The sequence below is a fragment of the Dactylosporangium sp. NPDC049742 genome (assembly GCF_040674675.1).
In the GTDB taxonomy this organism is placed as follows: Bacteria; Actinomycetota; Actinomycetes; order Mycobacteriales; family Micromonosporaceae; genus Dactylosporangium; species Dactylosporangium maewongense.
Genome location: NZ_JBFANF010000021.1, coordinates 57,898 through 84,395 on the forward strand (window position 1 = coordinate 57,898; position 26,498 = coordinate 84,395).

The 26,498-nt window shown below is 73.6% G+C and carries 17 protein-coding genes; 5 read left to right on the forward strand and 12 right to left on the reverse strand.

Going from position 1 to position 26,498, the window contains the following annotated elements; genetic code table 11:
* Positions 1-260 precede the first annotated feature (260 nt).
* From AB0J72_RS25140 to AB0J72_RS25155, 4 genes are all read left to right on the forward strand, one after another.
* Positions 261-4,493, forward strand: coding sequence for a ricin-type beta-trefoil lectin domain protein (locus tag AB0J72_RS25140; RefSeq protein WP_363402591.1), 4,233 nt, complete (start codon positions 261-263; stop codon positions 4,491-4,493).
* 124 nt (positions 4,494-4,617) lie between these two features.
* Complete coding sequence (locus AB0J72_RS25145) at positions 4,618-4,944, forward strand: trypco2 family protein (protein ID WP_363402593.1); 327 nt, start codon at positions 4,618-4,620, stop codon at positions 4,942-4,944.
* 21 nt (positions 4,945-4,965) lie between these two features.
* Entirely contained in the window at positions 4,966-9,618 is a 4,653-nt protein-coding gene (locus AB0J72_RS25150; protein ID WP_363402595.1) for a trypsin-like peptidase domain-containing protein, read from the forward strand.
* Between the two features lie 116 nt (positions 9,619-9,734).
* Positions 9,735-10,184 carry a DUF4440 domain-containing protein gene (locus AB0J72_RS25155; protein ID WP_363402597.1) on the forward strand — a complete coding sequence of 150 codons (450 nt, stop codon included), beginning with the start codon at positions 9,735-9,737 and terminating at the stop codon, positions 10,182-10,184.
* 255 nt (positions 10,185-10,439) lie between these two features.
* Here AB0J72_RS25155 and AB0J72_RS25160 read toward each other — a convergent pair whose 3' ends face one another.
* Positions 10,440-11,840, reverse strand: a complete 1,401-nt coding sequence (locus AB0J72_RS25160; RefSeq protein ID WP_363402599.1) for a glutamate decarboxylase — start codon at positions 11,838-11,840, stop codon at positions 10,440-10,442.
* Positions 11,841-12,002: 162 nt separating this feature from the next.
* Here AB0J72_RS25160 and AB0J72_RS25165 point away from each other — a divergent pair, with 162 nt between their 5' ends.
* Positions 12,003-13,193, forward strand: a complete 1,191-nt coding sequence (locus AB0J72_RS25165; RefSeq protein ID WP_363402601.1) for a cytochrome P450 — start codon at positions 12,003-12,005, stop codon at positions 13,191-13,193.
* A gap of 12 nt (positions 13,194-13,205) precedes the next feature.
* On the opposite strand, the gene AB0J72_RS25170 is transcribed toward AB0J72_RS25165, so the two are convergent.
* The 11 genes from AB0J72_RS25170 to AB0J72_RS25220 all read right to left on the reverse strand — a co-directional run bounded on the left by AB0J72_RS25170 (position 13,206) and on the right by AB0J72_RS25220 (position 26,412).
* The gene (locus AB0J72_RS25170; RefSeq protein ID WP_363402603.1) at positions 13,206-14,144 is read right to left on the reverse strand and encodes a hypothetical protein; all 939 of its coding nucleotides are present in this window, start codon (positions 14,142-14,144) and stop codon (positions 13,206-13,208) included.
* Between the two features lie 35 nt (positions 14,145-14,179).
* A complete protein-coding gene (gene gap / locus AB0J72_RS25175) occupies positions 14,180-15,190 on the reverse strand; it encodes a type I glyceraldehyde-3-phosphate dehydrogenase (RefSeq protein ID WP_363402605.1) in 1,011 nt (336 codons plus the stop codon).
* Between the two features lie 25 nt (positions 15,191-15,215).
* The gene (locus AB0J72_RS25180) at positions 15,216-16,235 is read right to left on the reverse strand and encodes a helix-turn-helix domain-containing protein (RefSeq protein WP_344500308.1); all 1,020 of its coding nucleotides are present in this window, start codon (positions 16,233-16,235) and stop codon (positions 15,216-15,218) included.
* Positions 16,236-16,334: 99 nt separating this feature from the next.
* On the reverse strand, positions 16,335-18,746 hold the full coding sequence (locus AB0J72_RS25185; protein ID WP_363402608.1) for a glycoside hydrolase family 3 C-terminal domain-containing protein: 2,412 nt from the start codon (positions 18,744-18,746) through the stop codon (positions 16,335-16,337).
* A gap of 108 nt (positions 18,747-18,854) precedes the next feature.
* Positions 18,855-19,814 (reverse strand): alpha/beta hydrolase, encoded by a 960-nt coding sequence (locus AB0J72_RS25190; RefSeq protein ID WP_363402610.1) that lies wholly within the window; start codon positions 19,812-19,814, stop codon positions 18,855-18,857.
* Positions 19,811-20,500, reverse strand: a complete 690-nt coding sequence (locus AB0J72_RS25195) for an N-acetylmannosamine-6-phosphate 2-epimerase (protein WP_363402612.1) — start codon at positions 20,498-20,500, stop codon at positions 19,811-19,813. Before AB0J72_RS25195 ends, AB0J72_RS25190 begins: the two co-directional genes overlap by 4 nt.
* A gap of 27 nt (positions 20,501-20,527) precedes the next feature.
* The gene (locus AB0J72_RS25200; protein ID WP_363402614.1) at positions 20,528-21,478 is read right to left on the reverse strand and encodes an ROK family protein; all 951 of its coding nucleotides are present in this window, start codon (positions 21,476-21,478) and stop codon (positions 20,528-20,530) included.
* Entirely contained in the window at positions 21,475-22,455 is a 981-nt protein-coding gene (locus AB0J72_RS25205; protein ID WP_363402616.1) for a dihydrodipicolinate synthase family protein, read from the reverse strand. The genes AB0J72_RS25200 and AB0J72_RS25205 overlap by 4 nt, the downstream gene beginning before the upstream one ends.
* Positions 22,452-23,510 (reverse strand): ABC transporter ATP-binding protein, encoded by a 1,059-nt coding sequence (locus AB0J72_RS25210; RefSeq protein ID WP_363402619.1) that lies wholly within the window; start codon positions 23,508-23,510, stop codon positions 22,452-22,454. The genes AB0J72_RS25205 and AB0J72_RS25210 overlap by 4 nt, the downstream gene beginning before the upstream one ends.
* A complete protein-coding gene (locus tag AB0J72_RS25215; RefSeq protein WP_363402621.1) occupies positions 23,507-25,453 on the reverse strand; it encodes a dipeptide/oligopeptide/nickel ABC transporter permease/ATP-binding protein in 1,947 nt (648 codons plus the stop codon). The genes AB0J72_RS25210 and AB0J72_RS25215 overlap by 4 nt, the downstream gene beginning before the upstream one ends.
* Positions 25,450-26,412: an ABC transporter permease gene (locus tag AB0J72_RS25220; RefSeq protein ID WP_363402623.1), complete on the reverse strand. Its 963-nt coding sequence runs from the start codon at positions 26,410-26,412 to the stop codon at positions 25,450-25,452. Before AB0J72_RS25220 ends, AB0J72_RS25215 begins: the two co-directional genes overlap by 4 nt.
* Positions 26,413-26,498: the final 86 nt, after the last annotated feature.

Consider the following 26,498-nt stretch of genomic DNA (forward strand, 5'->3'; position numbering starts at 1 on the left):
CGCACCGGGATCGATACCCGTGCAGGGCGAAATCTAGGTCCCACATTCACCGGAGTCAAGGCCGTCCTTGCGTGCGCGTGGGCCCGACCATCAAATCGGACATTCCTCCGGCGTAGCGCCAACCTCACGGTGATCGATTGACACGGCGATCGGGCCGCCCATACGTTTCGCTCACTTTCACTTCACCGGGGGGATCTGTGATCAAGCTGCGCCGTGCCGTGCGCCGATATCGACGTGGCACGCTTTCCGTCCGGCTCGCCATGGCCGCAGCACTCGCGGTCACCGCCCCAGGGGCGGCCGTCGCGCTCGTGGCCGGCACCGCCGGCCCGGCCGCAGCCGAGCCGGGGGCGACCGGTCAGGCCACGACATCGGCGGCCGAGCAGCGGGTGGCCGAGAGCACCGCGCTCCGGCAGGCTGCCGAGACCGGTCGCACCGTCGAGGTGCCGGGTTCGAAGTCCGAGCTGGCGCGGGTCGTCGCGACGCCACGGGGCACGCTCGTGCGGGAGACCTACTCCGTGCCGCACTGGACCAAGAAGGACGGCACCTGGCGGCAGGTCGACCTCTCCCTGCGCAAGGACGGCAACACGCTCGCCCCGGCGGCGTCGGTGGCCGACGTGCGGTTCTCCGCCGGCGGCACGGAACCCCTCGTCACCCTCAACGGCGCCGGCGGCGCGCTCAAGCTGAGCTGGCCGTCGAAGCTGCCGGCGCCCCGCATCGAGGGCGACACCGCGGTCTACGAGTCGGTGCTGCCCGACGTCGACCTCCAGGTGCAGTCCACAGTGGACGGTTTCGGGTACTCCCTGATCGTCAAGACCCGGCAGGCGGCCGCGAACCCGGCCCTCACCAGGCTCAAGTTCGGCCTGACCACCACGGGATGGTCGCTGCGGGGCAGGCCCGGCGGCGGCTACGAGGCCCGTGACGCCGCCGGCAAGGTCGCGGCCTCCGCCGGGCAGGCGCTCATGTGGGACTCCGCCGGTGTGCCGGGTGCGCTGCGGTCCCTCGCCGCCGCGCGCACCGCGGGCCCGAACTCGGCACTGCGGCACGTGCCCGACGACTCCCGCAAGGCCAACCTCCCCACCACCGTCGAGGGCGGCTCCCTCGTCATCGTCCCCGACGCCGCCATGCTCGCCGACCCCAGCGTCGCCTACCCCGTCGTGATCGACCCGTGGACCGGCGTCGGCCGGACCCGGTGGGGCTATGCCAACACCACCAACGCCAACCGCGACGACAACATCGTCCGGGTCGGGCAGAACACCGACGGGTCCGGCACGTTCCGGTCGTTCTTCGCCTTCGACCTCAGCTGGCTGCCCGGCAAGCAGATCCGCGGCGCCAAGTTCATGACCTACATGACCCACTCCTGGTCGTGCACCGCCACACCGGTCAGCCTGTACCGCACGCAGGACCTCACCAGCGCGGGGAAGCAGACCTGGGACGGCCCCGACCTCCAGGTGTTCGTCGAGACCAAGTCCGGCAACGCGCACAAGCCCTCGACCGGCGCCGGCTGCGCCAACGACCCGCAGCCGAACATGTACATGGAGTTCTCCAACCAGACCCTCGTCAACGACGTCGTCAACTTCGGCCAGGGCCGCGGCACCTACACCCTCGGCCTGTCCGCCCGCGACAGCGACGGCACCGACGAGAGCACCGGCAACCGCTGGAAGAAGTTCGACCAGGCCTCCACCGCCATGTCGATCGAGTACAACAACCTGCCGAACACCCCGGCCGCGACCGCGCTGACCACGCACACCGACTACACCGCCGCCGGGCAGGCGTGCGTCACCGGCACCGGCCGCCCGATCGTCCGGTCGGTGACGCCGTGGCTGAAGGCGAGCATCTCCGACCCCGACGGCGACCAGAGCGGGCAGCTCTCCGCATCGTTCGCCCTCGAGCAGTGGAACGGCACCGCCTGGACCGCCATCAGCGGCTGGCCCAAGACCGACACCGGAGTCCCGTCGGGCACCCTGGCCGAGGTCCAGGTGCTCGCCGGCACGCTCACCGGGTCGATGGCCCGCTGGCAGGTGCAGGTCAGCGACGGCCTCACCGGCACCTCGAACTGGTCGCCGTGGTGCGAGTTCACGCTCGACACCACCCCACCCGGCGTCCTGCCGACCGTCGCGGCGGCCGACGGCCTGTACGTGGAGACGCCACCCAACGACGTCATGCGCGGCTCCGTCGGCCGCAGCGGCCAGTTCACCTTCGGCGCCAACGGCGAGACCGACATCGCCGACTACGAGTACCAGCTCGACGGCGGCGCCAAGGCCTACGTCAACGCCTCCGGCACCGGCGGTCCGGCGACCGTCTGGGTCACCCCCACCCACGTCGGCGAGCAGGTGCTGACGGTCCGCTCCCGCGACGCCGCACAGAACGCGTCACCGCCGAAGGACTACCGGTTCCTCGTCAACACCCACTCGGACCCCAAGGCGTGGAAGCTCGACGAGGGCGCCGGCACCACGGTCGCCACGACACCGGCGGGCGGCCCGGCGGGGACCCTCATCGGCGGCCCGGCCTGGACCGACGGGCGCGTCGTGGGCACCCACGCCGTCAACGGCAAGGACAACGCCCTCCGGTTCGACGGCGTCGACGACCTCGCCGCCGCGCCCGGCCCGATCGCGGACACGTCCCAGAGCTTCAGCGCCGCGGCCTGGGTCCGGCTGACCGGCGGCACCGGCAGCCAGCGCACCGTGCTGTGCGTCGAAGGCTCGATGGCCTGCGGGTTCGCCGTCATGTACCTGCCGGCGCCGACGAACCGGTGGGCGCTGACGATGTACGACAGCGACACCGCCAACGCAGCCACCGTCTACGCCACCGCGCCCACCCCACCGACGTTCAACCAGTGGACGCACCTCGCCGTGTCGTGGGACAAGGGCACGAAGACCGCGAAGCTCTACGTCAACGGCAACGCGGCCGGCCAGCTCAGCCGCCCGTCCAACTGGAACGCCACCGGCGGCCTGCTCGTCGGCGGCGGCAGGTGGAACGGCGTCCGCCAGCCCAGCTTCCTCGGCGACATCGGCGACGTGCGAGTCTGGGACCGGGCGATCGACCACTTCGTCGACATCAAGCCGGCGATCGCGCCCGTCGCCGCGGGTGAGTGGGCGATGGAGGACTACGACGAGGACGCGCCCCGGCAGGTCACCGACGACTCCAACTACCAGCGGCCGCTGACCCTCACCGAGCCTCCCGGCACCGTCACCTGGTGCGAGAGCCTCAACAGCACCGGCCTCTGCTTCGACGGCCTCTCCGGCGCCGCCACCGCACCCGCGGTCGTGCGCACCGACCAGTCGTACACGGTCACCGGCGACGTCCGCATCACCGACACCAGCGTGTCCCGCACGGTCTTCTCCCAGCAGGGCACCCGCGGTGCCGCGTTCACCGTCCGCTACGACAAGGCCGTCGACCGCTGGTCGTTCGCGGCGACCGGCACCGACGCCGACGCACCGGCCGTCGTGAAGGTGAACTCGACCGCCGCGCCCACACTCAACGCCTGGACCCGCCTCGAGGCGATCTACGACGCACCCCTCGGGAAGATCCGGTTCTACGTCAACGACCAGCTGCAGGGCGAAGCCGCCGTCACGGCGAACTGGAACGCCACCGGGACGTTCAACGTCGGCCGGACCCTGCAGGCCGGCGCCGGCGCCGAGTTCTTCGCCGGTTCGGTCGACGACGTCAAGGTGTACGCGGGCGCCCAGCGGTCCGCCGGCGGCGCCATCCAGACCAACACGCTGATGCTGGTGCGCTCCGGCATCGCCGGCAAGTGCCTGGACAACGCCGGCGGCCTGAGCAACGACGGCAACTCCGTCAACTCGTACGGCTGCAACGGCGGCTACACGGCCCAGCTGTGGACGATGCCCGGCGACAACACGCTGCGCATCAACGGCAAGTGCCTCACCGCGGCGAACAACGCAACCGCACCGGGCACGGCCGTGCAGCTGGCGACGTGCAACAGCGGGGCGGGGCAGCAGTGGGAGGTCGGCACGTTCAACTCGCTGCGCAACCCCAGCTCCGGCCTGTGCCTGGACATCCCGAACGGCAGCGCGACCGACGGGACCCACCTGCAGCTGTGGACCTGCTACGGCAACGCCGCCCAGCAGTGGACGATGCAGTGGACGGGCATCGGCCTGTTCCGCTCGGGCATTCCGGGCAAGTGCCTCGACAACCGGGGCGCGACGATCGCCAACACCAACCCGATCCAGTCCTACGACTGCAACGGCATCCCGTACTCGCAGATCTTCGCCCTGCTCCCCGACAACACCCTGCGGATCGGGACGCTGTGCCTGGACATCGTCAGCGTCGGCACCGCCAACGGGTCGAAGATCCAGCTGTACACCTGCAACGGCTACCCCAACCAGCAGTGGGTGGTCGGGGCGAACAACACCCTGCGCAACCCGAACTCGGGCCGATGCCTGGACATCACCGGCCAGAGCACCGCGAACTCGGTACAGCTGCAGATCTACGACTGCAACGGCCTGCGCGGCCAGGAGTGGCTGGTGCCGTAGGTCATGAAGGCGCCGACCGGTTCGCGGGGGTATCCGACCCGACGTACGATTGCCCGCTCCGCGATGCGCGTCGATGCTGGGCTCCGGTGGCGCCGGGGTTCGGCGTGGTCCGGAGGGCGGTCGGGTGGAGATCGAATTGGCGGACGCGGTGGCCGCGGTCCGCGAGCAGTTGGTGCAGGCGGCGGCGCGCGGCGCCGACCAGGAGATCACCTTCACCGTGGGTGCGATCGAGCTCGAGTTCGCCGTGGAGCTGCGCGCCGATGCCCGCGCGAAGGCGGGTTTCAGGGCGTGGGTGCTGACCGCCGACGCTGACGCCGGGATCACCCGCGGGCGCACCCACCGGGTGAAGGTGACGCTGACGCCGCAGGGCGCCGACCAGCGCCCGGTCGCCGTCGCCGGTGGCAACGGTGCCGCCCCCACCCCGCCGCCCGGCCACATCGGCCGGGACTGAGCCGCCGCCGGGGAGATCCAGTTGCAGCGTCATCGGGTGGTCGGCGTCCGCCAGGCGGACCTGCGCGGCTCGGGGTACCTCGTCGCACCGCGCCTGATCCTGACGTCGGCGCATGTCTGCATGGACACGGACGAGCCGGTGTCGGTCGTCGTGCTCGCCGAACCGGAGACCTACCGCGGCGTGGTCGTCTGGCGGGGCACGGGTAAGAACGGCGACGCGGCGCTCGTGGAGATCACCGACCCGGCGTGGCAACCGCCGGCCGAGGCACCGACGGATCTCGGCCGCACCGTGACGTACGGGGCGAAGATCGACTGCACGACGTGGGGCTTCCCGGAGTGGGTGCGGGACGCACCCGAGGAGGGTCTGGAGTCGACGCTCACCGCCGGGAAGATCAGCGCCGGTGACGGCGTCCTGGGCGATCGCTACGTGCTGCGGCTCGACGTGGCACCGCGCAAGCCGCCCAGCACCAGATCGGCGTGGGCGGGCATGTCGGGCGCGGCGGTGTTCTGCGGCGACCTGCTCGCCGGGGTGATCGCGGCCGACCCTCCGCTCGGCGGCGGGAAGCTGTTGCACGCGGTCCCGATGTACGTGCTGCAACGGGATCCCGGGTTCCGGCAGGTGCTCGACGGGCACGGCGTCGCCGCGCTGCTGCGGCCGATCGAGACGCACCAGCTGTCGGAGCGTGACCCGCAGCCCGGCAGTTCCCCCGCGGCGCTGCTGCTCGCCAGGCGGCACATCGTGCGGTTCCTCGGCCGCGACGACCTGCTGGCGGAGATGGTGACGTGGGCGGGCGGGACGGGCTTCGGCGCGTGGCTGTTGCACGGAGCGGGCGGACAGGGCAAGACGCGGGTCGCGCAGGAGCTCGCCACCCGGCTCGCGGACGGGCGCTGGGCGACCGTGTGGCTGCTGCCCGACGCGCAGGCCGACGCCCTCGCCGTCCTGCCGAAGGTGGTCACGCCGATGCTGCTGATCGTCGACTACGCCGAAAGCCGCATCGATCAGCTGGAGGCGCTGCTGCGGGCGTACGTGCAGCAGCGCCCGAACGGTCCGGTGCGGCTGTTGCTGCTGGCCCGCACGGACGGCGACTGGTGGCACAGCCTGCGGAAGATGCGCGGGGCGAACGCCAGGGAACTGCTCGACGGCGCCCGGGTGGAGCAGCTCGGGGAGCTGGAGCCCCAGCCTGCCGGGCAACCGACCGGATACCAGCAGGCGATCACCGACCTGTCCGACCACATCGCGGCGATGCCGGGCTACGCGGCGCACGACTGGGCGACGACCGCGGCCCGGCTCGTCGCCGCCGCCGAACCCGAACCGGCGCGGGTGATGGCGCTGACCGTCCAGCTGACCGCGCTGGCCGACCTCCTGGACAGCATCGACCCGACCGCGCGGCCGGCAGGGTACGAATCGGTCGAGGACCGGGTCCTGACCCACGAGGGCAGCTACTGGCGGGTGTCCGCCCGGGCCCGCGGCCTCGACCCCGACCCCGGCCTGGCGACGCTCGAGGACATCCTGGCGGCCACGATGCTGTTCGGTGCGGAGAGCTGGACCGCCGCCGACGCGCTGCTGGAGCACATGCCGACGCTGGCCGGCGGACCCCGGTCGCAGATCGACCGGATCCACGCCTGGATCGGCGACCTGTACCCGCCCGCGGACGACCGCCCGTGGGGCGGCCTGCAGCCCGACCGGCTCGCCGAGCGCGCGGCCGGGCTGCGGCTGCTGCGGCGGCCGGAGCTCATCGACAAGCTCCTGCCGGTCGCGTCCGCCGTCCAGCGCGCCCAGCTGCTGACGGTCTACGCCCGCGCGGCGAACCAGCCGGCGTTCTCCCGCCGTCTCGACCAGCACCTGGCCGACCTGGTGTCACGCAGACCGGAACACCTCGCGGCGATCGCGATCAAGGTCGCCACCCAGGTCGAACGACCCGAACCGCTGATCAGAGGCGTCCTGGTGGCGAATGCCACGTGCACCCCGGCGCTGCAGGCGACGCTGGTCGCCGCCCTGCCGGCAGCCAGCCTCCTCCTCGAGAACCTGGCCGCCGAACTGTTCGCCACGCACAGACGGCATGCGGCTGAGACCGGCGACCCGGACGACGAGCAGCACCGCCGCGACAACGCCATGAACGCCCGCGCGGAGTCGGTCAGCCGGGCCGCACGCGGGGACCGCGGTGAAGCGCTGGACAGCGCGATGACTGCCGTCTCGATCCACCAGCGCCTCGGCGTCGGACGGGCCGGCGAGTTCGCGGCCGATCTCGCCCTGTCGCTGACCAACGCCGCGGAACGCCTCAGCGACGTCGGTGAGCACCAGCGAGGGCTGGAGCACACCGAGTGGGCCGTGGCGCTGTACCGGCAACACCCGCGCACCGAGCGGACCGCTCTCGCCGCGGCGCTCGTCGTCCGGTCCTGGCAACAGGGCCGTCTCGGCCGGAGCCGGCCGGCATACGCGTCGGCGGCCAAGGCCGTGCGGATCTACCGGCGGTCGGGCGGCACCGAGCCGGCGGACCGGGCGGCGCTGGCCGGTGCGTTGCACGCGCTCGCGCACCACGGGGCCGCGATCGGCCGGGACGAGCGGAGCCTCGCGCTCATCGATGCCGCACTGAAGCTTCAGCACGACCTGGTCGAGGAGAACCCGGACGCGTACCGGCTCGACCTGGCGAAGTTCCTGCACACGAAGGCTCGGGTGCAGACCGCGCTGGGACGCCGTGACGACGCGCTGAAGACGCTCGCGACAGCCGAGGAGGTCTATCGGATCCTGACGGGGCTGGCGCCGACCGCGTTCCTCCCGGACCGGCCGGCCGTCGTCAACAGCCTGGCGGAGCAGATGTGCGCCCTCGGCCGGCGCGGCATGGCGCTCGAGATCACGAAGGGGGTGGTCCAGCACTACCGCCGCCTGGTCGACGAGCATCCGGACCAGTTCCTCCCGGACCTGGCCCAGGCCCTGATCGGGCTGTCGGACCGGCACGCCGACGTCGGGGAGCACGAGCTCGCCCTGCTGGCCGCCACCGAGGCCGAAGCCGTGTCGTCGCGGGCGCCCTATCCCCATCCGAACGCGGAGATCTCGGCGTCAGCACTGGTGCAGCGGACCCTGTCGTTGCGCTACCGCGACGTCGGGCAGTTCTGGCGGGCGTACGACGCGGCCAGGGGCGCGCTGCACGCGCACCTGGCCCTGCGGCGCCATCTCGGCGGCGCGGTCGCCGCCGAGGTGGCCGCGTCCCTGACCGGCGCCGCCGAACGGTGCCTCGAGGTCGGGGACCTCCCGCACGGTATCGAGCACGCCGAAAGCGCCGTCTTCACCTACCGCACCCTCGCCCTGTCCCGGACCGGAAGACACCGGGCGGGTCTGGCCATGGCGCTCGGCGCGTTGGCCCGCCAGGAGGACGGGGCCGGCGCGCAGGCCCGGGCCCGACGCTTCGCCGGGCGAGCCGTGCGGCACTGGCGCTCGCTGGTCACACCCGGCTCCGACGCGTTCCGCCCCGAGCTGGCGGCCGCTCTGGTCGAGCAGGCCCGGCTGCGTGGCAAGGCACGGCAGCACCGGCGCGCGCTGGCCGGCGTCGAACGCGCCACGAGCCTGCTGCGCGGCCTGTCGACGACGAACCCGGTCGCGTTCCTGGGCGATCTCGGCGCGGCGCTCACGCAGCGCGCCGACCTGCTGTGCGCCGCCGGTCGCCGCACCGACGGTCTCGCCGCGGCCGACGAGGCCCTCGAGCTCCTCCACGCCGCGACCATGACGCAGCCGGCCGCCTTCCAGCCCCGCCTCGCGGCTGCGCTCACCGTCCGGTCGGGTTTGCTGGCCCGCCTCGACCGGCCCGAAGCGGCCCTGGCCGCCATCGACGAGGCGGAGGCGGTCTACCGCGACCTCGTCAGCGCCGAGCAGGAGGCGCTCCGGCAGCTCGCCGGCAACGTGCCGGTGCGGATCGACGCCGACCATCCCCCGCTGCAGCGGACCCCACCGGCGGTGCACCCCGCCCGGCGGGAGATGCCGCGGGGCGGCGGGGCCTTCCGGGCCGAGCTCGTCGCGACCGCGATCGACCGCTCGGCGCTGCTCGCGGCGGTCGGGCGGCACGACGACGCGCTCGCCGCCGCCGACGCGGCGCTGCACCGCGCGCACGAGCTCGAAGAGCACGGCGAGCGGGCCATCGCCCGGCTGTCGGCGGCCGCGCTGAGCAACCTGGCCCGGCGGCACGCGGACCGGGGGTCGCTCCACGAGGCGATCCGGTTCGCCGAGGACGCGATCGGCGCCCATCGCCACGCGAGCGACCCGCGCGGCCGCGTCATCGGTGCGGAGCACCCCGCGGCACTGACCGAGGCCGCGGCGCTGTTCCTCCAGGTCGGTGCGCACGCGCAGGCCGCCCGCCTGAGCGAGCAGGCGATGTTCCACTACCGCCTGCTCGCACTGCGGCACCCCCGCGCGCACCGATCGGGTCGTGCCGCCGCGCGTGCCGTCCACCGTCAGGCCGTTGCCGCGCTGCGGTGGCGCCGGCCGCCGGCGTTGGCCGGGCTGCGCCACGGCCTGACGCAGGCATGGTGGGTCCTTCACAACGACCTGCGCCTGCGCGCGGCGGCGCGCCGGGACCGGTGGGACCGCCGGTCCCGGCGCTACCGCGAGGCGTGGGAGTCGGCAGCGCGTGACCGCGCGATCCGCCGGGACGAGCGGCGACACATGCGCCGACCCGCGCCGTAGAGACGAGCCGTCCCCGGCGCCGCTGCCGCGTCATCCCAGCTTCGAATGCGGTTGCCGGACCGCCGATGCGCGATTACTCTCTACGGTGTACAGAGAAACCGAGCCAGGGAGTGACGTTGTCCGACCAGAGTCCGATCACCAGTGCCGCCTTCACGCCCGAGGACGAGGACGTCACGCGGCTGCTGGACTGGTTCGCCGCCTACGACGCGCTCGCCGAGCGGGGTGACGTCGAGCGCATGGCCGACGTCGCGCTGTTCCCGCTGACGGTGACGACGAACGACTCGACCGGCGAGTGCGTGACCCAGCAGTGGGACCGCGCCACGTTCATCCAGGCGATGGGCGACGCTGTCGGCGAGCCGCGACCGCGGCTGGACAACCACCGCCGGCCGGTGTTCCTCAACGCCGATCTGGCCGTCGTCGTCACCGACAGCACGGTCACCACCGGCGAGCAGGTGCAGCACATGCGGTACGTCGACGTGATGGCCAAGACGGGCGGAGAGTGGCGCTTCACCAGCATGATCCAGGCCGGCTGGGGCGACATGCTGCGCGGGGCGTTCGGCGCCTGAGCGGCGCGCCGGGGCCCCGGCGCGGGAGCGCTGCCTGGGGGCCGCGTCTGGGGACGCAATTAACCTGCGAGGCGATCTACCCTCCCCGGCGCTACCGGTTCAGGTATTCGACAACACCGATCGACCTTTCGATCTCCCGATGCTATCCGGCTCCACTGTTTTACCAGTTTCGCCCGGTCGTCTCGCAGGCAAGTCCCATGCTACGCCCGGCCGGTGCCGGCATCGGGTGAGTGAGCGGGTGAGCTGTAGCAGCCCTCAGTGGTGGAATCCGGTGGCGTCGCCGGCGGTGTGCAGCGGTCCGGGCTGGGCCTCCAGCTCGGGCAGCAGCCGCCGCAGGTCGGCGAGCAGCAGGTCGGCCAGGTCGTGGGTGAAGCCGTTGCGGACCACGACCCGCAGCACGGCGAGATCGGTGCGGTTGGCGGGGAAGGTGTACGCCGGGACCAGCCAGCCGCGTTCGCGCAGCCGGCGGGACACGTCGAACACGTTGAACGCCTCGACGTCGGCGTTCGTGGTGAACGCGAACACCGGCAGCTGGTCACCGCGGGTCAGCAGCCGGAACGGGCCCATGGCGGCGATCTCGCCGGAGAGGTGGAGGGCCACGTCGCGGGACGCCTGCTGGACGGCGCGGAAGCCGGCGCGGCCGAGGCGGAAGAAGGTGTAGTACTGCGCGACGACCTCCGCGCCCGGGCGGGAGAAGTTCAGCGCGAACGTCGGCATGCTGCCGCCGAGGTAGTTGACGTTGAAGATGAGCTCCTCCGGCAGGGCGTCGCGGTCGCGCCAGAGGACCCAGCCGACACCGGGGTACACCAGGCCGTACTTGTGCCCCGAGGTGTTGATGGAGGCGACCCGCCCGATCCGGAAGTCCCACTCCAGGTCCGGGTCCAGGAAGGGCGCGATCATCGCCCCGGAGGCGCCGTCGACGTGCAGCGGGATGTCCCATCCGGTGCGCTGCTGCAACGCGTCGAGCGCCGCCGCGATCTCGGCGACCGGCTCGTAGCTGCCGTCGAACGTCGAGCCGAGGACCGCGACCACACCGATGGTGTTCTCGTCGCAGTGCGCCACCGCCTCCTGCGCGTTCAGGTGCAGCCGGTCGCCCTCCATCGGCACCAGCCGGGGTTCGACCTCCCAGTAGTTGCAGAACTTCTCCCAGCAGACCTGCACGTTGATGCCCATCACCAGATTGGGCCGCCCGGCCTCGCCTGCGGCGCGCCCGGCCGACCAGCGCCGCTTCAGGGCCAGGCCGGCGAGCATGCCCGCCTCGCTGGACCCGGTCGTCGAGCAGCCGACCACCTCGGCAGGGTCCGGGGCGTGCCACAGGTCGGCGAGGATGCTGACGCAGCGCCGCTCGAACTCGGCGGTCTGCGGATACTCGTCCTTGTCGATCATGTTCTTGTCGACGCACTCGGTCATGAGGCGGACCGCCTGCGGCTCCATCCAGGTCGTCACGAACGTGGCGAGGTTCAGCCGGGCGTTGCCGTCGAGCATGAGCTCGTCATGCACGAGCTGCCAGGCGGTGTCGGCGGGCACCGGATCCTCGGCCAGCGCGTCGCGGGGACCGGCCACCTGCTCGGCCAGCGCCGGGTTGGCGACCGTCGCGAACGGGTTGCCGTCCGCGACCCGCGGCAGCCGTCGCTGGCCCGCCCTCTGCAGCACCATCGTCCTACCTCCTACCAGCCGGCGGCACCCGTCCGCATCGGGAGCCCGCCTACCCGCTGACAGGGCCGTGACACGGGGCCGTCGAGGACCGCACGGCTCGGTTTGCGGATCCGCCCGGCGGGTAGCCCGCGACCGGCGTACCCGCGAGGGGAGTGACCGGAGATGACGACCCGCACACTGCCGGACCTGTTCACCTGGCTGGAGCACGCGCGCCGCGCCGGCGACGTGCACTACGACGAGCGGCAACGCTCCTGGATGGTGCTCGGGCACCCCGAGGTCACGGCGGTGCTCGGCGACCCGCGCCGGTTCTCGTCCGACCTGGGCGACCTGCTGCCCCGCCAGGAGGACCTGGAGCTGTTCCGGCGCGGCAACTTCGTCCAGATGGACCCGCCCCGCCACGACTCGCTGCGGCGGCTGGTGAGCCGGGCGTTCACGCCGCGGGTGGTGGCCGGCCTGGCCCCGCGCATCACCGCGGTCACCGAGGAGCTGCTCGACGAGGTCGCCGGGGCGCAGCGGTTCGACCTGGTCGACGACCTGGCGTACCCGCTGCCCGTCATCGTCATCGCCGAGCTGCTCGGCATCCCGGCGGAGGACCGGCCGGTGTTCCGGCGGTGGGCCGACGCGCTGTTCGAGCGGCCGGAGATCGGCCCGGACGATCCGCTGACCCGGATGATGGACGACCAGCGGGTCCGCGCGGTCGCACCGGTGCTGCGGGAGATGAACGAGTACCTCCTGCGGCACGTGCGGGCGCGTCGCGCGGCCCCCGGCGACGACCTCACCAGCGGGCTGGTGCACGCGGAGGCCGACGGCGAACAGCTCGACGACGAGGAGATCATCGGTTTCGTCGGGCTGCTGCTGCTCGCCGGGCACATCACGACGACGGCGACGCTGGGCAACACGGTCGCCACCCTCGACCAGCACCCGGACGCGGCGGCGCAGCTGCGGGCCGACCCGGCGCTGCTGCCGGACGCGATCGAAGAGGTGCTGCGCCTGCGCACCCCGTTCCCGCGCCTGGCCCGGCGGGCCACCACCGACACCGCCGTCGGCGGGCTGACCGTGCCGGAGGGTGACGTCGTCGTCGCCTGGCTGGCCGCCGCCAACCGCGACGCCCGGGTCTTCGCCGACCCCGCGCGCTTCGACATCCGGCGCAACCCGAACCCGCACCTGACCTTCGGGCACGGCATCCACTTCTGCATCGGCGCGCCGCTGGCCCGCCTGGAAGCGCGGATCGCGATGGAGCTGCTGCTGCGGCGGTACCGGACGATCGCCGTCGACACCGGAGCGGCGGTGTTCCGCAACCCGTGGGTGATGCTGGCCCCGACGAAGCTGCCGGTGGAGGTCACCCGGGCCTGAGCCCTGGCCCGGTCAGCACCGCCGCACGGAGCCCAGCAGCGCGTCGATCTCCTGTTCGTAGGCGACGTCCCCGGTCTCGGCCATGGCGTGGACGAACTGCCCGCCGCCGTCCTCGACGAGCGCCTCCCGCAGGTGCCGGGGCGGGGCGCCGTCGTCCTTCGGGAACACGTGGATCCAGTCGGTCGGCAGGCCGAGCAGCCGCCCGCCGGTCCGGGTCACCGCGTCCAGCGGGAAGGCGGTGTGCACGAGCGACGGCGCGCTGCCCCGGTACACGCTGCCCGCCACGTACGGCCCGTCCAGCGGCGTCAGCCGCCGCAGGCGCAGCACGGCGAACGACAGGCCGAACTCCTCGTAGGCGACCCAACCGGTCGGCGCGTCCAGGGCCAGGACCGGCCGGCCGTCCAACCCGGCCAGCGTCCTCGTGCCGGCCGCCGCGCCGGACTTACGCCCGCCCGGGGTGACGGTGGACAGGATCCGCGCGGCGAGCCCGGCAAGACCGTCCGGGTCGTCGGCGGCGTTCGGCGACACGAACAGCTGGACCCGCAAGACGCACTCGTCCCCGGCCCGGACGAACGCGTCCGCGATCGGCACGGCCTGGCGCGTCGTGTCCAGCGGCTGGAAACCGTAGGCCACCGCGTCACCCGGGACCGGGATCGGGACGAGCCGCTGACCGGCGGGCAGTGGCCCGGACGCGACCACCGCACCGACGGCCGTCCCCAGATCGCCGGCCACCGTCCGGAACAGCTCGGTCGCCAGCAGCACCAGCCGCTCGCCGTCCACGTCGTACACCACCCGGGTCTCGGTCCGCGCCGACACCGCCACCCCCATCAGCGACTGCGGCCGCGCCTCGACCCGGGCCCCGTCCGGCGGCGCGACCGCCAGCCGCCCGTCCAGCAGCGACAACACCGGTCCCGCCACGAAGGCTCCGCCGACCCGTCCGAGTGCGCCCACGGGTACCGAACCTAGTACCCGGACGGGCTCCGGTTCTAGGCGATCCGCTTCGTGCTCATCAGCGTCAGGGTGTCCACGACGCGGTTGGCGAAGCCCCACTCGTTGTCGTACCAGCCGACGACCTTCACGTGCCGACCGTCGACCCTGGTCAGCGCCGAGTCGAAGATGCACGACGCCGGGTCGCCGACGATGTCCGCGCTGACGATGGGGTCCGTGCAGTACGACAGGATGCCCTTGAGCGGACCCTCGGCCGCCTTCCGGTAGGCGTCCAGCACGGCGTCGCGGGTCACCTCGGTCTCGACGGTCGCGTTCAGCTCGACCAGCGAGCCGACCGGGACCGGCACCCGGATCGAGTCGCCGGACAGCCGCCCGGCCAGGCCCGGCAGGACGAGCCCGATCGCCTTGGCGGCGCCGGTGGTGGTCGGCACGATGTTCACCCCGGCGGCCCGGGCCCGGCGCGGGTCCCGGTGCGGGCCGTCCTGGAGGTTCTGCTCCTGGGTGTAGGCGTGCACGGTGGTCATGAACCCGTGCTCGATCCCGGCCAGCCCGTCGAGCACGGCGGCGAGCGGCGCGAGGGCGTTGGTGGTGCAGGAGGCGTTCGACACGATCGTGTGGCGGTACGGGTCGTACGCCTCGGTGTTCACGCCGTACGCGAGCGTCACGTCGGCGCCGGCCGAGGGCGCGCCGACGAGCACCCGCTCGGCGCCGGCCTCGAGGTGCGCGCGGGCCGCGTCGGCGGCGGTGAACCGGCCGGTGGTCTCGAGCACGATGTCGACGCCGAGCTCGGCCCAGGGCAGCTTGAGCGGCTCCCGCTCGGCGAGCGCGTGGATGCGCCGGCCGTCGACGAGCAGGTCGTCGCCGTCGACCGCGACGATGCGCCCGAACCGGCCGAGCGTGGTGTCGTACTTCAGCAGCTGCGCCAACGCCGCCGGCGCGGCGAGATCGTTGACGGCGACGACCTCGAGGTCGCTGTCGCGTTCGACGATCGCGCGCAGCACGCCGCGCCCGATGCGACCGAACCCGTTGATGGCAATTCGTCCTGACATGCGTCAATCGTGCTGGTTTGCGAGGTCAGCCGACAGCGGATGGTTCGCCAGTCTCCGCAAGGATCCCGCCACCCGACCGCGCCGCCGCCGAGCCGTTCGGGCGGGCGAACGTCTTGCGGTACTCGCTCGGCGACGTGCCCAGAATCCGCTGGAAGTGCAGCCGCAGGTTGGACCCGGTGCCGAGCCCGACCCGCGCCGCGACCTGCTCCACCCCGAGCCCGCTGCGCTCCAGCAGCTCCCGCGCCCGGTCCACCCGCGCCCGCAGGATCCACTGCGTCGGCGTGTACCCGGTCTCCTCCACGAACCGCCGCGACAGCGTCCGCGCCGACACGTTCGCGTTGCGGGCCAGGTCCTCGAGCGCGAGCGGCTCGTCGAGCCGTTCGAGGGCCCACTGCCGGGTCGCCGCGAAGTGCTCGCCGACCGCCTCCGGCACGCTGCGCGGGATGTACTGCACCTGTCCCCCGCTGCGGTACGGCGCCGCCACGAGCCGCCGCGCCACGTGATTGGCCAGCGCGACCCCGTGGTCGCGGCGCACCAGATGCAGGCACAGGTCGATCCCGCTGGCCGCGCCGGCCGAGGTGAGCACCTCCCCCTCGTCCACGAACAGCACGTCCTCGTCGACGAGGATCGCCGGATGGCGCCGGGCCAGCTCGCGCGTGTAATGCCAGTGCGTGGTGGCCCGCTTGCCGTCCAGCAGCCCGGTCGCGGCGAGCGCGAACGCCCCGGTCGAGATCGCGGCGAGCCGGACCCCGCGCGCGTGGGCGGCGCGGAGCGCGGCGACGACCTCGGCCGGCGGCTCCTCGCGATCCGGGTTGCGGTACCCGGGGATGAACACGGTGTCGGCCGCGTCGAACGCGTCGAGCCCCTCGGCGACGTGGTACGCGAGCCCGTCCCCACCGGCCACCAGCCCCGGCGCGGCCCCGCACACGTGCACCGCGTACGGCATGCTCGGCCGGTTGGTGAACACCTGCGCGGGAATGCCCACGTCGAGCGGCTTGGCCCCGTCGAGCACGAGCACCACGACTCGATGCACCCCGTCGGTCACGGCTGCCCCTCCTCTCACCCGTGCAGCGTCACATCGGCACGGGCCGCCCGGACAGTGGCGGGAAAGCCACGTACCACAAGTTTCTCGCCACCGTGCCGGTCACCGCCGGCCCACCCGCCGGCGCACCGCCGTGGCGAGCGAGGTCAGCGCGCGGGCGGCGGCCCGGCCCGGTTGCCCGTTGAACAGGTGCACGAGCGCGTCGACGGTGCCCAGGCGCAGGCGGCCGTCGGAGAAGATGGCAGCGCCGCGCAGCGGCAGCTCGTTGATGCCGTGCTCGTACATGGCGAGCGTGGCCGGGTCCGCCCGGACGTCGTCGTCGATCGGGGCCATCCGCCACAGGATCGCCTTGAGCAGCCGGCCGGGGCGGGTCGTGCCGACCTCGTCGAGGGTCGACTGGCGGGTGAAGGGACGCACCGGCCGGGGCCGCGGGACCGGGTGCCCCAGCCGCCGCTCGAACTGCTCGTCGTCGGCGGCGACCAGCGGCGCACCGGCGGGCTCGGCGGCGGCGCTGACGCCGCCCTCCACCGTGATCGTGACCACGCCGACCACGTCCGCGCTGGACCGCGCCACCTCCAGGTCGTGGGCGCCCGACGGGATCCGCCAGTCGGCGGCGCGTACGTCGTAGAACGCGAACGCCCGCGCCGCGACGGTGACGGTGACGGCGCGCCGCTCCCCCGGCTCCAGGTGGACCTTCGCGAACCCGGCGAGCTCGCGGCGGGGGCGGGCGACGACCCCGGTGCGGTCGTGCCGGTAGATCTGCACGACGTCGGCGCCCGGCCGCGGACCGGTGTTGGTGACGGTCACGGTGACGGTGACGTCGGCGCCGGCCTGGACGGTGGCGCGGTCCACGCCGATGCCGTCCCAGCCGAAGGTGGTGTAGCTGAGCCCGTGCCCGAACGGGAACAGCGGCTCACGCTGTGCGGTCGTGTGGTACCGGTAGCCGACGTACAGGCCCTCCCGGTACTCGACCTGGTGCGGGTCGCCGGGGAAGTACGGGTCCGCGGCGACGTCCTCCAGCGACGCCGGGAACGACTCGGCCAGCCTCCCGGACGGTTCGACGTCGCCGTAGAGCACGTCGGCGAGCGCCGCGCCACCGGCCTGACCGCCGAGGTAGGACCCGACGATCGCCGCCGGGGCGTCCTTCCACGGCATGAGCACCGGCGCGCCGTTGGACAGCGCGACGACGGTGCGCGGGTTGGCCGCGCAGACGGCCGCGACGAGCTCGTCGTGCTGCGGGGGCAGCGCGAGGTCGGTGCGGTCGAACCCTTCGCTCTCCTTGGCCGGCGGCAGCCCGACCATGACGACGGCGACGTCGGCGGCACGGGCGGCGGCGACGGCCTCGGCGATCAGGTCGGGTTCGGGGCGCGTGTGGACGGGGTCGTACCCGGGCGCGTAGGTGACGGTCACGCCGCGGCGGGTCAGCTCGTCCAGGGCGGTGCTGATCCGGGTCGGGGCGACCTGGGAGCTGCCGCTGCCCTGGTACCGGGGATGTTCCGCGAACGCGCCGATCAGCGCGACCGAGCGGCCGGGGTCCAACGGCAGGACGCCGTCGTTGGTGAGCAGCACGGTGCCTTCGGCGGCGGCGCGGCGGGCCAGGGCGTCGTGGTCGTCGACGGGGATCGCGGGACCCTTGGCCCGCGCCGACCGCGCCGACCTCGCCACCAGGTCGAGCACCCGCTGGGCGGACTCGGTGACCAGCTCGGCGGGCAGGCGCCCGGACGTGACCGCCTCCTCGACCTCACGGTCGAACAGGCCGTGGCTGCCGGGCATCTCCAGATCCATGCCGGCGGCGACGGCGGCGACCCGGTCGTTGGTGGCGGCCCAGTCGCTCACCACGAGGCCGTCGAAGCCCCACTCGTCGCGCAGGATGCCGGTGAGCAGGCGGTGGTGCTGGGTCGCCGGGTGGCCGTTGACGTTGTTGTACGCCGCCATGACCAGCCACGGCCGGCTGGCCCGCACCGCGTGCTCGAAGCCGGACAGGTACAGCTCGCGCAGGGTCCGCTCGTCGACGACCGCGTCGACGACGAACCGGTGGGACTCCTGGTTGTTGACCGCGAAGTGCTTGAGGCAGGCCCCGACCCCGTGGCGCTGCAGGCCGGTCACCATCGCCGCGGCAAGCCGGCCGCTGAGCAGCGGGTCCTCGGAGAAGTACTCGAAGTTCCGGCCGCACAGCGGATGCCGCTTGATGTTCAGGCCCGGCCCGAGCACCACGTCGACGCCCAGGGCCCGCGCCTCGACGGCCAGGGCCTGCCCGATCTGCTCCGCCAGGTCCTCGTCCCAGGCGCTGGCGATGGTCACCGCCGTCGGGAAGCAGGTGGACCGTTCGCTACCGGTGACGCCGAGGTGGTCGCCGGCGTCGGCCTGGAACCGCAGGCCGTGCGGCCCGTCGCTCAGCACGGCGGCCGGCACGCCGGCCTCGGGCAGCGCCCGGGTCCGCCAGACGTCACCGCCGGAGAGCAGGCGGATCCGTTGCGCGAGGGTCAGCGCGGCGGCACGGGGCAGCGCGGTCATGGACGCTCCAGGCATGGTCGTTCGAGCGGCGGGCGCGTCCAGCATGCCCTCCGCACCGCGCGGTGACCATGCAGGGCCTGGACGCCCCGTGCTGCCCGGCCCTGCCGGTCACCGCCGCAGCAGCCGGGCGATCCACCCGTCACGGGCCCGCACGGCCTGGCGGGCCATCGGCGACCGCGGGACGAGCTGGTCCCAGCCGTGCGTGCCGCCCGGCCACACGTGCAGCTCCGCGACACCGCCGTCGGCCCAGATCCGGGTGGCGAAGGCGACGTCCTCGTCCCGGAAGACCTCGGCCGAGCCCACGTCGATGAACGTCGCCGGCAGGCCCGCGAGGCTGGTCGCGCGGCCGGGTGCCGCGTAGATCGACACGTCCCCGGTGCCCCGGCGGTCGCCGAGCAGGGCGGTCCAGCCGGTGCGGATGCTGCCCCGGTCCCAGGCGCCGACACCGTCGAACTGCCGCATCGACACGGTCTGGTCCCGGTCGTCGAGCATCGGGCAGATCAGCATCTGCCCGAGCAGCGCCGGTCCCCCTCGGTCGCGGGCCAGCAGCGCCACGCCGGCCGCCAGGCCACCGCCGGCGCTGGCCCCGACGAGCACGATCCGGGCCGGGTCGGCACCGAGTTCGGCGGCGTGCCCGGCGACCCAGCGCAGCGCCGCGTAGCAGTCCTCCACCGGGACCGGGTCCGGGTGCTCGGGGGCGAGCCGGTAGTCGACGGTCACGGCCACCGCACCGTGCTCGACCACCCAGGGCAGCACGGCGGACATGCCGGCGAAGCGGTCCCCCAGCATCATGCCGCCGCCGTGGAAGTGCAGCAGCACCGGCGCCGGTCCATTCACAGTGGACCCGCGGAACACCGACACCCGCAGGGCCGCGCCCTGATGGCCGGCGATGGTCAGGTCCCGCCGGTCGACCGGGAACGCCGAGAGGTCCTCCGGCACGGCGCTCGCGCGACGCCCGGCGATCTGGTCCGCGGTCACCGGGACCAGGGTGCCCTCGGCGCGCATCCGCTCCAGCACCGTGCCGACGGCCGGGTCGAACGGGGGCCGCCCGAGCGGCGCCGGCGTCATCGGTCGGTCACCTCGGCGAACCTGCTGGTGATCCAGGCCGGATCGGTGATCGCGGTGCCGACAACCACGGCGGCCGCGCCCGCGTCCAGGGCCTGCCGGACGTGCTCGGGCCGGTGGTAGCGCCCTTCGGCGACGACCGGCACCGACGGCACCTCGGCGGCCAGCTCGCGCACGAGGGCGAGGTCGGGGCCGGTGAGCTGCCTGCTGTGCGGGGTGTACCCCGACAGCGTGGTGGCGATGAGGTCCGCGCCGCAGGCAGCCGCCGCGATCCCTTCATCCACTGTGGACACGTCGGCCATGACGAGGCCGCCGGCGCCGTGCACCGCCCGGACGGTGTCACGCAGGGAAGCGCCGTCCGGGCGGGGACGGGCCGTGGCGTCGGTCGCCACGACGTCCGCCCCGGCCGCCAGCACCTCCAGCGCGTCGGCGACGGTCGGCGTGATGAACACGCCGCTGTCGCCACGCTTCGTCAGCCCGATGACCGGCACCGTGACGGCGTCGGCGACGGCACGGACATCGGCCAGGCCACCGACCCCGCCGCACCGCACGGCGGTGGCGCCGCCGAGCACGGCGGCCTCGGCGAGGCGGCGGATCGTGGCCGTGTCCCGCAACGGATGCGCGGGACCGGCCTGGCACGACACGACGAGTCCACCGCGGATCGCCGTCATGAGATCGGTGAGGTTCATGTTGCTCCTGTACAGATGGCGAGAGGTTCAGCGGTGCGCGGCAACGGCGGTGCGGGCCAGGTGCGCCGCCCCCAGCAGCACGGTGTCGGCGCCGGTGGCCGGCACCAGGACGGGCACGGACCGCAGCGGCGGGAGCGCCTCCTCGCGGAACGCCTCGCCGACGGCGCCGCTGAACTCGGCGACGTTGAGCGCGACACCGCCGCCGAGGGTCACCGCGTCGACGTCCACGGCGGCGACCAGGCCGGCCAGGGCACGACCGAGCAGGTGCCCCGCGCCGCGGACCACGATGTCCGCGACCCGGTCGCCCGCGCGCAGCCGCGCCACGACCTCGGTGAGCGGCAGCGCGTCGACGCCCACGTGCCGCGCGTACACCGCGGCGATGGCCGGACCCGCGACCGCCGCCTCGAGATGGTCCATGCGCCCGCAGCCGCACGGGATCGCGCCGCGCACGGGGACGAGCAGATGCGCCACCTCACCGGCGCTGGCGTGCGGACCCGCCACCGCGGCACCGTGCCGCAGCAGGGCGCCGCCGACACCGGTGCCGATCGAGACGTGCAGGACGTCCCGGAACGGCGCGACCGCCGGGTCCCGCGCCACGCCCATCGCGGCGACGCGCACGTCGTTGGCGACGGCGGTCCGCAGGCCCGTGCGGGCGGACAGCTCGGCGCCCACCGCGGTCCCGGCCCAGCCGGGCACGATGTCGGTGGCCGAGCGGACCGTCCCGGTCGCCGGGTCGATGACGCCGGGGGCGCCGACGCCGGCGGCGCCCACCTCGACCCCCCACCGCTCGGCGTGCCCCCGCATCTCCCGGACGAGCTGCGCGGTGGCGTCGAGGATCGCCGGGCCGCCGCTCGGTGTGCCGACCTGGGCGCGTTCCAGGACCCGGTCGGTGTCCTCGACCAGCCCCGCCGCGATCTTCGTGCCGCCGATGTCGACCGCGATCCACGCGCGGCGCCGGCCAGTGGTTCCTCCGGTCACAGCAGGCCCGTCGCCACCAGCGTGCGCCGCACGGCGTCGATCTCGGCCTCGTCGAGCTGGATCTGCGGCGGCGCGGTGACCGCGTGGTCGATGACGCCGCGCAGCCGCAGGGCCGCCTTGAACGCACCCAGCGCCGAGGATCCGCGGCCCATCCGCGCCGCCGAGCCTACGTGCACGATCCGCATCAGCCGCAGCAGCCGCTCCTGCTCGCGGGCCGCGAGGTCCCACTCGCCGGCCACCGCGTGCCGGTAGAGCGTCGCGTACCCGTGCGGGTCGACGTTGCCCAGGCCGGGCACCACCCCGTCGGCGCCCATCCGCAGCGCGTTGTCGACGGTCAGCTCCGAGCCGGTGAGCACACTGAACGTGGACAGCCCGGCGTCGTCGCGCGCGGTCAGCAGGTCCCGCAGCCCGGCGTCGTCGCCGGTGGAGTCCTTGAGCCCGGCGAGGACCCCGTCGGCGGCGAGCCGCAGGAGCATTTCCGGGTCGAGCCGGGTGTGCACCGACACCGGCAGGTCGTAGGCGTACACCGGGGTCTGGCACTGCTCGGCGACGCGCCGCAGGTGCAGCTCGACCTCCGCCGGGTGGGTCCGCGTGTAGAACGGCGCGGTGACGACGATGCCGGCGCAGCCGGCGCGCACGGCCCGGTGCGCGTGGTCGAGCACCCGCAGGGTCGTCATGTCGATGACCCCGACCAGCACCGGCACCTGCCCGGCGACGTGCCGCACGACCGCGTCGACGACCGTGGCGCGGTGCCGGTCCGGCAGGAACGCCACCTCGCTGGAGGAGCCGAGCACGAACAACCCGTCCACGCCGCCGGCCAGCTGGAAGTCGACCAGGCGCAGCAGCGACGCGACGTCCACCTCCAGATCCGGGGTGAGCGGGGTGCACACCGGCGGCACCACGCCGGTCAGTCCCCTGGACGCCGCGGATCCCGCCGTGGGTGCCGCTGCGGTCGTGGGGGTGATGGTGCTGGTCATACGTGCTCCTCAGTGGATCGATCGGCACCGTCCGCCGAGCCGGCGACGTGGTGAAGATCCGAGTAATCGGTGACAGGGTGGTAGCAGCGGTACCGCTGGGCCGGGTCGGCGCTGTCCTCGGCGTAGGGCGGCATCGCGGTGGCGCACGTGTCGGTGGCGCGCCAGCACCGGGTGCGGAACGGGCAGCCCGACGGCGGACGCACCGCGGACGGGACCGGGCCGGTCAGCGGGATCGGGCGCATCGGCCGCAGCAGTCCGGGTGTCGCGGAGAACAGCGCCTGCGTGTACGGGTGACGCCCCCGCTCGATGCGCGCGACCGGCAGCTCCTCGACCACGCGGCCGAGGTACATGGTGACGATCCGGTCCGACACGCGCCGGACCGTCTGCAGGTCGTGCGACACGAACACCATGGCGAGCCCGAGCCGCTCGCGCAGGTCCATGAGCAGGTTGAGGATCTGCGCCCGCACCGACACGTCCAGCGCGGAGGTCGGTTCGTCGGCGACGAGCAGCGCCGGCTCCAGGGCGAGCGCGCGGGCGATCGCCACCCGCTGCCGCTGCCCGCCGGACAGGTGCGCGGGCAGCGCGTCGCGGGCCGACGACGGCAGGCCGACGAGGTGCAGCAACTCCCCGACGCGCTGCTGCCGGTCCCGCGGGCTGCGCCACCGCTGCACGTCCAGCGGATCGGCGATGATCCGCTCGACGGGCAGGCGGCGGTTGAGCGACGTCGACGGGTCCTGGAAGACCATCCCGACGGTCCGGCCGATGTGCCGGCGCCGCTCGGTGGTGCCCAGCCGCCAGATGTCGCGGCCGCCGAGCAGGACCGTGCCCGCGGTCGGCCGCTGCAGGCCGACGAGGACCTTCACCAGGGTCGACTTGCCGCAGCCGGACTCGCCGACGACGCCCACGGTCTCGCCGGGCGCGACGGTGACGTCCGCGCCGGTGAGGGCGTGCACGCGGTCGCGGTTGAACAGCGAGCCGCCGGGCGCCCGGTGCTCGACGCTGACCTCACGCAGCTCCGCCAGGCTCCCCAGGTTCACGGGGGACGGTGCGGTCATTGGACAGCCACCTTCACATCGTTGTCGCGTGGTGCCGGGTGGTGGCAGGCCGCCAGGTGACCGTTGAGCTCGGCGAGCACCGGGCGCTGCCGGTCGCAGCGCTCGGTCGCGCTCGGGCAGCGGTCGGCGAAGCGGCAGCCGGCCGGGAAGTCCGCGGGCGAGGGCACCGTGCCGCTGATCTGCACCAGCCTCGGCGCCTGCGACTCCAGCGACAGCACCGAGCCCAGCAGCCCACGGGTGTAGTGATGGGCCGGCGCGGCCAGGACGGCCGCGGTGGCGCCGTGCTCGACGATGTGCCCGCCGTACATCACCGCGATCCGGTCGCAGACGTCGCTGACCAGTGCCAGGTCGTGCGAGACGAGGACGAGCGCGAAGCCGAGCTCGGCACGCAGCCGCAGCAGCAGCTCGATGACCTGCGCCTGGACGGTGACGTCCAGCGCGGTGGTCGGCTCGTCCGCGACGACCAGCTTCGGGTCGCGGGCCAGCGCCATCGCGATGACGACGCGCTGCCGCTGCCCGCCGGACAGCTCGTGCGGGTAGGACGACAGTGTCCGGGCCGGATCCAGCCCGACGAGCGTCATCAGCTCCGGTGCCGTGCGCGTGCCGCCGCGGCGGATGACCTGCTTGAGCTGTGCCCGGACGGTCATCGACGGGTTGAGCGCCGACAGCGCGTCCTGGTAGATCATCGCGACCTGCCGGCCCGTCACGGCCCGCCGGGCGGCGCCGCGCAGGGTGAGCAGGTCGGTGCCGGCGAAGTCGACGGTGCCGCCGACCCGGGCGCCGCGCGGCTGCAGGCCCATCAGCGTCAGCGCGGTGAGCGACTTGCCGCAACCGGACTCGCCGATGAGCCCGAGCACCTCGCCGGGGCGCACGTCGAAGCTCACCCCGTCGACGATGTCGACGCCGTCGTGGCTGCCGGGGAAGCCGACGCGGAGGTCGCGCACGGACAGCACGGGCGCCGCGGTGACCGGCGGACGGGCCGCGGCGGCGATCCGGGCCGCCGCCTCGGCCAGGCCCGGCAGGGCGACCGGCGTGCGGTCACCGGCGACCGCCTTGTCCAGCGGCTCGCCGGACCCGCTGCGGCGCCGGCCGGCCGGTGCCGCCCAGGCGTCGGAGATGCCCTCCGCCAGGATGTTGAGGCTCAGCACGGTCAGCAGGATCAGCAGGCCGGGGAAGAAGGTCGCCCACCAGCCCTTGCTGGCCAGCAGCTGCTGCCCGTAGGCGATGACGCTGCCCCAGGACGACGGGCCCGCCTCCGGCTGCAGACCGCCGCCGATGAACGACAGCGACGCCTCGAAGACGATCGCGTTGGCCACCATGATCGTCGCGTACACCAGGATCGGCGCCGCGCAGTTGCGGGCGACGTGCCGCACGACGATGTGCCAGCGCCCGGCGCCGATCACGCGCTCGGCGGCGACGTAGTCCTCGTGGTACTGGGCGGCGACGTTGGCCCGGACCAGCCGCGCGATCTGCGGGGTGAAGACGAACCCGATGGCACCCACCAGGACCGGGAGGCTGTCGTTGCCGTACGCGACGACCAGGATCGCCGCGAGCACGATGGTGGGGAACGCCATCACGACGTCCAGCACCCGCATGATGATCTCGTCGGCGGCGCGGCGGCTGGTGGCCGCGACCGCGCCGAGGATCGCCCCGGCCAGCAACGCCAGCCCGGCGGAGCAGAAGCCGACGATCAGCGAGCGCCGGGTGCCGGCGACCAGGCGGGAGAAGATGTCCCGGCCGAGCCGGTCGACGCCGAACCAGAAGTCACCGTTCGGGCCGGTCGACGGCGCGGCGAGGGCGACCTGCGTCGGGTCGTGCCGGACGAGCCACGGCGCGGCGACCCCGACCGCGACGACCACCAGCAGCAGGCCGAGGCAGATCCTGGCCGGCAGCGGCAGCCGGCGGACGCCGGAGCCGACGGCGTGAACGGCACGCGCGATCATGCCTGCGCTCCTCGGAATCGGGGGTTCGCCGCCAGGTACAGCAGGTCGACGACGAGGTTCACGATGACGAAGCCGAGCGCGATGACGATCACCAGTCCCCGGGCCAGCCCGATGTCGTTCTGCTGCACCGCGCTCATGATCTGCGTGCCCATGCCCGGCAGCGTGAAGATGGCCTCGATGATGATCGCGCCACCGATCAGGTAGCCGACCTGCAGACCGAGGACGGTCATCGGGGTCAGCAGGGCGTTGCGCAGCACGTTGCGGCCGACCACCACGATCGGTGGCAGCCCCGCGCCGATCGCGGTGCGCACGTAGTCCTTGTCGAGCTCCTCCACCATCGAGGTGCGCACGACCCGGGCCAGCGCGCATCCGACCGGCACGGCCAGGGCGACGGCGGGCAGGATCATGTGCTGCAGCCAGCCGCCGAACGACTCCGACGGTGGCACGTAGTGCCCGCTTGGCAGCGATCCGCCGCCGATCGTCGACAGCTGCTGGATGAGCAGGATCGCCAGCCAGAACGACGGGATGGAGATGCCCGCCATCGACAGCAGCCGGGTGAGCTGGTCGGGCCAGCGGTCCCGGTAGAGCGCTCCGGTCAGTCCGAGCACGAGGGCCACCACGATCGCGCCGAGGACGCCGAGGAAGGTCAGCTGCAACGTGACGGGCAGCGCCGCGGAGATCACCGAGCTGATCGGCACGTTGAGGGAGAAGGTGTTGCCGAGGTCGCCCTGCAGCAGCGACCACAGGTAGTCCAGGTAGCGCACCAGCAGCGGCCGGTCCAGGCCGTTGGCCTTGTTGAACGCGTCGATCTGCTCCGCCGTCGCCTGGTTGCCCAGCACGGAGATCGCCGCGTTGTTCGGTGACAGCGCCATGACGAGAAAGATGAACAGGATGATGCCGAGCATCAGCGGGACGAGCGCCGAGAGCCGGCGCAGGACGATGCCGAGGATTGCGTTCACCCGCCGCTCCTTCCGTTGTCGGGGTGCGCCGCCGGGGTCACAGCCGGGCCGGGAGCACCGGTCCGGCCGGCGTCCGGCGGCATTCG